The sequence below is a fragment of the Paenochrobactrum glaciei genome (genome assembly GCF_039522165.1).
Classification (GTDB): Bacteria; Pseudomonadota; Alphaproteobacteria; order Rhizobiales; family Rhizobiaceae; genus Paenochrobactrum; species Paenochrobactrum glaciei.
Window position 1 is genome coordinate 1 of record NZ_BAAADE010000024.1, and the last position, 7,494, is coordinate 7,494.

At 43.5% G+C, this 7,494-nt stretch carries 9 protein-coding genes and 1 tRNA gene; 3 read left to right on the plus strand and 7 right to left on the minus strand.

All coding sequences use genetic code 11. The features are described 5' to 3' along the window. The 6 genes from ABDZ76_RS17225 to ABDZ76_RS17250 form a co-directional block, all read right to left on the minus strand. A partial coding sequence (locus ABDZ76_RS17225) for a transposase (protein ID WP_343808523.1) occupies nt 1-80 on the minus strand: 80 nt, incomplete at its 3' end. Nucleotides 81-107: 27 nt separating this feature from the next. Next, nucleotides 108-506: a hypothetical protein gene (locus tag ABDZ76_RS17230; protein WP_343808498.1), complete on the minus strand. Its 399-nt coding sequence runs from the start codon at nt 504-506 to the stop codon at nt 108-110. Nucleotides 507-546: 40 nt separating this feature from the next. Beyond that, on the minus strand, nt 547-2,337 hold the full coding sequence (locus tag ABDZ76_RS17235; RefSeq protein WP_343808501.1) for a relaxase family protein: 1,791 nt from the start codon (nt 2,335-2,337) through the stop codon (nt 547-549). After that, nucleotides 2,334-2,690 (minus strand): plasmid mobilization protein, encoded by a 357-nt coding sequence (locus tag ABDZ76_RS17240; protein WP_343808504.1) that lies wholly within the window; start codon nt 2,688-2,690, stop codon nt 2,334-2,336. Before ABDZ76_RS17240 ends, ABDZ76_RS17235 begins: the two co-directional genes overlap by 4 nt. A 133-nt stretch (nt 2,691-2,823) precedes the next feature. Then, on the minus strand, nt 2,824-3,558 hold the full coding sequence (locus ABDZ76_RS17245; RefSeq protein WP_343808507.1) for a helix-turn-helix domain-containing protein: 735 nt from the start codon (nt 3,556-3,558) through the stop codon (nt 2,824-2,826). Nucleotides 3,559-3,681: 123 nt separating this feature from the next. Next, nucleotides 3,682-3,758, minus strand: a tRNA-Arg gene (locus tag ABDZ76_RS17250). Between the two features lie 301 nt (nt 3,759-4,059). On the opposite strand from ABDZ76_RS17250, the gene ABDZ76_RS17255 reads away from it, so the two are divergent. The 3 genes from ABDZ76_RS17255 to ABDZ76_RS17265 are packed head-to-tail and all read left to right on the plus strand — an operon-like array spanning nt 4,060 to nt 6,340. Beyond that, nucleotides 4,060-4,626: a hypothetical protein gene (locus ABDZ76_RS17255; RefSeq protein ID WP_343808510.1), complete on the plus strand. Its 567-nt coding sequence runs from the start codon at nt 4,060-4,062 to the stop codon at nt 4,624-4,626. After that, on the plus strand, nt 4,623-5,168 hold the full coding sequence (locus ABDZ76_RS17260; protein ID WP_343808513.1) for an ImmA/IrrE family metallo-endopeptidase: 546 nt from the start codon (nt 4,623-4,625) through the stop codon (nt 5,166-5,168). Before ABDZ76_RS17255 ends, ABDZ76_RS17260 begins: the two co-directional genes overlap by 4 nt. Then, nucleotides 5,165-6,340: a beta family protein gene (locus ABDZ76_RS17265; protein WP_343808517.1), complete on the plus strand. Its 1,176-nt coding sequence runs from the start codon at nt 5,165-5,167 to the stop codon at nt 6,338-6,340. Before ABDZ76_RS17260 ends, ABDZ76_RS17265 begins: the two co-directional genes overlap by 4 nt. Nucleotides 6,341-6,807: 467 nt before the next feature. Here ABDZ76_RS17265 and ABDZ76_RS17270 read toward each other — a convergent pair whose 3' ends face one another. After that, nucleotides 6,808-7,368, minus strand: coding sequence for a hypothetical protein (locus tag ABDZ76_RS17270; protein ID WP_343808520.1), 561 nt, complete (start codon nt 7,366-7,368; stop codon nt 6,808-6,810). Between the last annotated feature and the right edge of the window lie 126 nt (nt 7,369-7,494).

Genomic DNA, 7,494 nt, shown 5'->3' on the forward strand with positions numbered 1-7,494 from the left:
ACCTGTGCAGTCGGCGTTCCCGCTTCCTGCTCTTTAATCATCCCGATTATCTGTTCGTCTGAAAACCGTGAGCGTTTCATTGTCCATCTCCTATCAAGGATTGGACTCTACCAAAATCTGGAGGAGTTTGCGGGGCTCACGTCAATTTCATTTAAGATACGAAGACTGGCCTTTACAGCTACAAAAGAAGACTGGCCAGCTTTCTTCCAAGACGAGATCGTACTCAATAGTACACGACTAAGATCTACGATGTCCCACAACGCTAAACCTGATGCGGTGAGAACGGTAAGTAAGGATAGGAGGCCAATAGTCGTGCGTGCACTGCCTTCCAACCCATCGCGCCAGATGTAAAGGCCAAAAGCCATGCATAGAAGCGCAATTGCAATGCGGGTCGGCGTAAAAAGATAAGGCCAGATGTCGGGTAAACCGAAATAAAGCGTTATACCAAGCAGATGCGACATTACTACAACCACAATACGCAGTGGATCTATTGCAAAACTTGACATGCTGGATCTCCTGATATTAAAAAACACTCAAAATTTACTGTCAGCGCGACAGGCCAAGCCCACGCGCTTGTTGGCGTGAAAGCTTTATGGACCTGTCATAGTTGTGATCTGTTGATTTTTGGGACTGCCCAGTGCTACCATCTATCTCAGCTGATTGTTCTATATCTCGTACTGTAGCAGCTCTGGATCTATCGCCTGTATAGCTTCGCTCAGTGATCCTCTCGCTTCCTGTAATTTCAGCAGTACGTTCTTTCCACTGTTCGATGTGGTTATGCATTGTTCGGTGCAACCGATCAGTAAATGTACCGACAATATGAGCGATCTCATGCCATCTCTGAGCACACGATGCTGTGTCGTGTAGGCTACGCTTGACTGTATATGTAGCATCTCGAACTGCTTGCTCAACTCTTCTGATGTTCTGGTCAACTGCTCGACGTAACTCAATAATTCGCGCTCTAAGCCTGTTAACGTCTCCATTGTGTTCAACCTCTGCTCGCTGATCATTATCTGCTCCTCGATCCGCTTGATCTGTGTTTTGCCGATTTGATGGCTTCAGTTCGTTGATAGCTGTTTCTTGCTGATAGGAATCAGACAATGTCGAACTCGCTTGCCGATCTGACATGATCCGACTGTCAGAAGGCTCTCGTCCAAGATTAGTAAGAAGCCACTGTCGGTTACTGTTGGTCGAAGTCCAAAGGCGGTCAGATTGGCCTGCGCAGTCTCCTGCATTATTGACCGACTGAACCAGAAGCTCACGAACAATATCGTGACGATCGACACCACAGCGAAGATCAAGGCCATCATTGCCCGTTGTCGGGAATGGCGTCTGATCACTTTCAACTCCCGTTCGATCTGAAGCGTTGCATCCTCGATCATGGTCTTGCTGGACCGAACGAACGCTGCCATATCGCTCTCTATTGTATTCACTGCGCCGCTGGATATGCGTTTGTAGTCGTGCTTCAAGTTCTCCAAAGTCTGATTTTTCGAGACGTTCTCCGCATCGAAAGGCTTTATCTCGACCTGCTCGACATTGTTCATTAGCCGCTCGCTCAAGCGTGGCCGATTGCGTCCAATTTTCATGGAAAATCTCACCTCGTAGTCGAAATTTCTCGCCACTAACGGGTTCAAGTGTTGTAATGTAATCTTTACCCAGACGGGATACCTGAAAACCTTCATTCTGAAGGCACTCAATCATTTGCATTCGATCCTTAATCTCTCCAGCTGCAATTCGATCCAGGATCCAATCATGTAATTTCTCACGCACATTGCCGCGTTGAAGGCTTTCAATTAGCGATCTTGTTTCTCTATTACGCGCGGGATCCAGTGGGTCTGCCCAGCCATATGCCTTGTTCAGAACGTCTCGAAGTGCGTCATAAGCATGCGATGAGCCTGGTGGAGCTATGTTGAAGCTGCGACCACTTTCAAGCTCAATACGTGGGACAAGGAAATGCAGTTCGACGCGATTTTCGTGAGTGTGTCGAACCCAAAAAATATCCCGCCGCTCTGATGCTAGACCTGCAAAGGCTAGCGTTTCAAACTGACTACGAACAATTTGTTGCTCTTCGTCGGTAGGGCGATCATCACTTTCGAATGCAATCACACCTGAAGTATAGCGCCATTGATATGGCACGGCGTCGATCAAGTCGCGCGTACGCTCAGCACTGCCAGCCAAGACCTCTGGCAATGGCACGCGTTTGTACATTATCGCTCGACCATCATCATCACGAATGACATTGCGGTTCTCATCACGGGCTAGCACTTTACGGGCAATCAGATAGTTAACCGGAGATGATCCGTTGCCTCGACCATTGGAAAAGAAGCGCATCATCATGATTGCTCCCCCATAGCTAGGTGGGGTTCACTAGTGGCCCATGCGCGCGGAGTGGTAAGTTGGCTTAAAGCCCGCTCAATGGCGACGAGGCAACTTGCCACGACAAGTGCATCTATTTGATTCGAGTTGTCGGTTACGACTGATGCATTTAACCAACGGGCAATCTGGTTCAGATTGCTGCCAATCCGAGCGACCTGAAAGACAAGAGCAGGATCAGTACGTGATATTTGTCGTCTGCGCTTAGCATTAATCTGGCCAAGTGTCTCACGCATGAGCTGAGAGATGGTGATACCAGCCAAATCAGCTTTCGTTAGAAGAGCAGCTTTCTCAGCATCAGAGCAACGGAAGATCACTCGCGCATTGCGCTCACCGGCACTTGGTGGGGTTCGAAGGGGCAGCTTGCCGCCCCTCGCAAGGCCCGTGTCAGATCGAAGATCGTCAGACAGGGGTAGCCTTGCTGTTCTCATTCGAGTTAATATCATAGACTTAAGCCTGTCGTACTTTGTTGGTAACTGATTGCTCTGCTCTGATTAGCAGATGCTCGGTAATCGCCTTGACGGTTTGCTTGTCGAGGGTTTCTGGTGGGTATCGTGAGGGTAAAAGATACCCAAACCGGCCATGATACTTTCCGAGGCGACCACACTGATCCAGCGATGGGAGTGCATGTTTATTAAGCCACTCACGCCATGGCCCAATCTGGTAATCACTATCGACTGGAACAAAAATATCGGGAAGCCGCTGTGGTTGCTCGACCGGCCTCGCGTACACCCGTGTGTTTTGATATTTTTTTTCTTGGTAAGTAGGACGGATTTGTCGCCCTTTTTCGGACAAATCTGACCTCTTTACAGGACAAGAGTGGTTACCTTTTCGAGGGTAAAGGGAGACAATGTTGGCTTCTTTTTTCTGTGCTGGTTTGGCCATTGTGATCCGCTCAGCACATAATTCTATACAGGTACCATTCCCCCGACCATTACCCCGGGTGATCATAAACCAATTCTGTGCTTCCAAGATTTGAAGGGCGCGTTGTACAGTTTTTTTACTGCAACCGATAACTTCGGCTAAGTCGGTGAAACTTGTCCATGCTACGCCTGTATAGCGATTGAAGCGCGTGGAAATAAGAAAGGATGCGATGCGAACTTCACGGTCGCCGAGTGCTCTGTCCCGACAAAGCAGCTCCAAAAGTTGGAAACGAACTCCGACAAATGCATGCTCATTCTCCATGGCTGTCACCGTTAATGACCATAGAGTTTAGACAGGCAGATGGCGTTATACGTACATTCTGCGTACGCCTGCAATTATTGCCTGCTGAGCAAAGTTTTCTTGCATTGATTTTATTGAGACTTTTGGCGCACCCGACAGGATTCGAACCTGTGACCTCTGCCTTCGGAGGGCAGCACTCTATCCAGCTGAGCTACGGGTGCGCAGTCGCTTTTAATATAAAGCAAAGCCGTTCTAACCCAAGCGATCTTTCGTATCAATGGGGTATAAGAGGATTATGAGCAGATTATGTGAATAATCTGATGGGAGTGAATTTATAGGCTTTCTGTAAAGTGGTTTTGTAAATTTAAAGTGCCTTGTTTTTTGTATTTCTTTAGCAAAGGGCTTTAAGTATAGGTATTACATATAACTTATATTTCATTAAACTTTTTATAAAAATGAGCGACCTGAAGCGTGTTAATCATGTTGAAGATAAAAAAACAATACGCTAAGGATTATTAATATATGCGTTCGCATGCTTTATTAATCGGATTAATCATGAATATTAAAAATATTGACTGGCGAAATGTGGGGTGTAGTGCAATCGCTTCAGCAGCGATATCCTTCCTTGTAGTTTATATTTTTTATCATTTTATGGTCGGCACAAATTTTATTAATAGTGAGAATTGTTTTAGCAACGGTGGATACCAGCTTTGTTATTATGGGGAGAATGGAGTTTGGAGCGATGCTGCTTACTTACAAACTATTAGTTCTTTTTATACCTCACTAATAACTGTTTTGATTGCCATTATAGCCTTGGTAGGAGTTGTTGCTACGTTGTCACTTCGAGCTAGTGTTCGTGCTCACGCTGATCAAGAAATTCCTACTTTTGTTAAAGCCCATTTTGAGACGATAGAAGCACATAATAGTTTATCCGACCTAATTGAGGGCTATATACGCAATAGTCTCGCTAATAATTTGCGAGGCGTTCCTATAGTTCTACCGGAGAATGGTGAATTAGCAGAGGCATTTAAAGCTCTTGAGCGTCGTCTTGACGCTCTTGAGCAAGAGTTGATGGAGATGCGCGAGTGATTAAACGTCCTGTCCCAGCTAATTTTAAGTCTCGCTTGCCAGTCGGTTCGGCGGCATTGGATACTCCTGATAGAGTGATAGAATATTGCCGTAAACATGGTTTAATGAACGGATATGGTGCCGTAGATATACAGAGTTTAATTGAGAAAAACGATAATCTTAAACTCGTTTTTGAAGATTTAGGTGAGAAAGACGCTTATATAAAATGTTTAGATGATGGTTCTTTCGTTATTGGTATTAACAAGTTGCATCATAAAAACAGGCAGGTATTTTCTATGGCTCATGAATATGGACATTATCAGCTTCATAGACACAATATAAAGAATATTGCTATTGGTGAGAAAATTCTACATCGTGATGGCGAAATAAATGCGATTGAGCGTCAAGCGAACCAGTTTGCTGCAAATATTTTGATGCCGCGGGAGGGGGTTGAGCGTGCTTTGTTCGAAACGCATAACAGTGTTATTGGAGCAGCATCCTTACTTGGAGTCTCAATGGCAGCGTTGACTAATAGACTTAATACATTGGGAATTAAGGCATGATTAATTCCCAGTATTTTTTGTTGCTTAAAACAGGGCAAGCGGAAATTCGCGGATATAAAGAGCTACATGAACAGCACAAGGAACTTATAACTCCTATTGTTGAAATTACACGTGGCCGGAAAAATCATAAAAAAACATTTGAGCGCACTGGGGTTGAATATAATTTTTCAGCTATTGAAAAATTTATAAAAGATCATTGCACAAGTGGTGGCAAATTTTTTGTAGACATCACTAAAGCCGAATCTTTATCTTCATTAAAGACAAAAGAATTGCGAGACCATGCTGAAGGTTATAAAAAATGGGTGACTTATTTTTCTAGCCTTAAACATGAACACATTAACGCGTTCCCAATTATGCAAATTAATCCTCCGGAAGACCAAGATCCTGAGGATTATATCTCTGATGTCTGCGGGCAGTTTGATAGTTTAAGCGAAATTTCCAAGTGCATTGGTTATAGAGCTTTTCCAAAAATTGACAGTAGTTTTGACTATGATTTATATATTTTGAAAGAAAGAATTGAAAGTTATGTAGCTAATGGTGGGATTTTCTATGTAATTTTGGACTATGATTATATCAGGCCAGGAACTGGAGATCTTTATTCTTTAGAGGTTGTCAAAGTATTGGACGTGATACATGAGTTGGTTAGCTGTGTGACGCCTGTATTGATTTCAACGTCATTTCCTAGCTCTGTTACTGACATTGGAGACATGGGACATGGCGAGTTTAGTGAAGAAGAAACGGTTCTGCATAGTGCAGTTAGTAAGCTTGCACATAATAAATTTAATGTTCTTTACGGAGATTACGGCTCAATTCATCCGATTAGAAATGATGATGTAATTGCTGCCAATGGATGGCGTCCTCGTATAGATTATCCTTTTGGTGGAGAGCGTATTTTTTATTATCGCGAAGGTCGTCAGTATACAGGAAAAGGACCTGAAAAAATTTATACGACCACTTATTCACATCACTATGCGATGGTTGCACAGTCTGTAAGTAAGGATAGACGATTTTTGGCTGATCAAAACGCTCAAGATGAAAACTCATGGGGTGTTAAGCAAATCCTTGAGGCTGCAAAACGAAGAGTTCCAGGAGCGAGTCCAAGTTTTTGGATTTCAGTAAGATTTAATATTCATATACAACAGCAATTGCGTAGATTATCTTTGTATCCATGAGTGAAATATACAATATTTTGCATTATTATCGGTAGTGATTTTTATGATGAGTTATTCATAAAATAAAATTAGTGAATTGAACATTTGTCTTAAATTTAATGCATGTTTAAGTAGTAAATTTACTATGCGCGTTTATCGTCTCGACCCCAACACCAGAAGTAAGCAATATCCTATTACTCAGGATGGTTGTTTTGTTCTCGCTAACCCTGAGCATGGTAACGAGAGACATTATGCGAAGAATAAAGTTTTGGTTCATACTGAGCAGGAAATGATTGACCTGATTATACAGGGGTATTCTGTCCGCGTCGGAACTGATAAAGCCCCGTCATTAGTTCGTCGAAACATATTTATAGATGGCGAACAGGTTACGTGATGACCAAATACGAAATGGTTTCGTTTTTCTCAGTAGACATTATTGCAAAGCCCGTGACAAACGCACGGGCTTTTGTATAAGTCATAGTCATGCGTTAAAGGATTTTCAACGCTCGCTCGAAAAGTGTTGCATCTTCCAGTTCAAAAAACATATTTCTGAATTTATCAAAATCAGCGCCAAGTTTGTCGTGCAGAAACTTTACAGCTCGCGCAGCATTTTCTTCGCATTTTGCGTGTTTCATTCTGGCTTGTTCCAAGCGTTTTTGTTCTCTTTCTAGAAGGGCTTGTTTGTTTCGCTCTTTTTTAGCGTTGGCAGTAATCCACTTCTTACGCTCTTTATCGATCTTAGCATCCGGAGTGTTGTTAGCCTTCAACGTTTTTTCATGCTTTTGCCAGTTTCGCTCATCCAGATGTGCTGCATGTTCCGTAGCTTTTCGTTGGAGTTGAAGTTCTTTCTGATGGTGAGCTTTTGTTTTCGACTGCACAATTCGAGCTTCGATTTCCCTTGCGTTAGGAATGGTGCCATTCTTAATTTGCGTTACGATTTCCGTGTGAACTTCATCGGGCGTGTTCTTGGCAGCCAGTTTGTAAATGACGGTGGGGGACAAAACTGAAAGAGTTTTGTGCTTGTCCGCCAGTTCTGCGGCATTCATCATGACCTGAGCCCCAACACTCCTCCATTTTTTAGGAGAGTCTTGGGTTATACTATTGGCCTTAAGCGGCCTGTTTTTCTAGAGCCATTTTTATGGCGAACTCATTCGGTGTGACATTGCCGAGTGAAG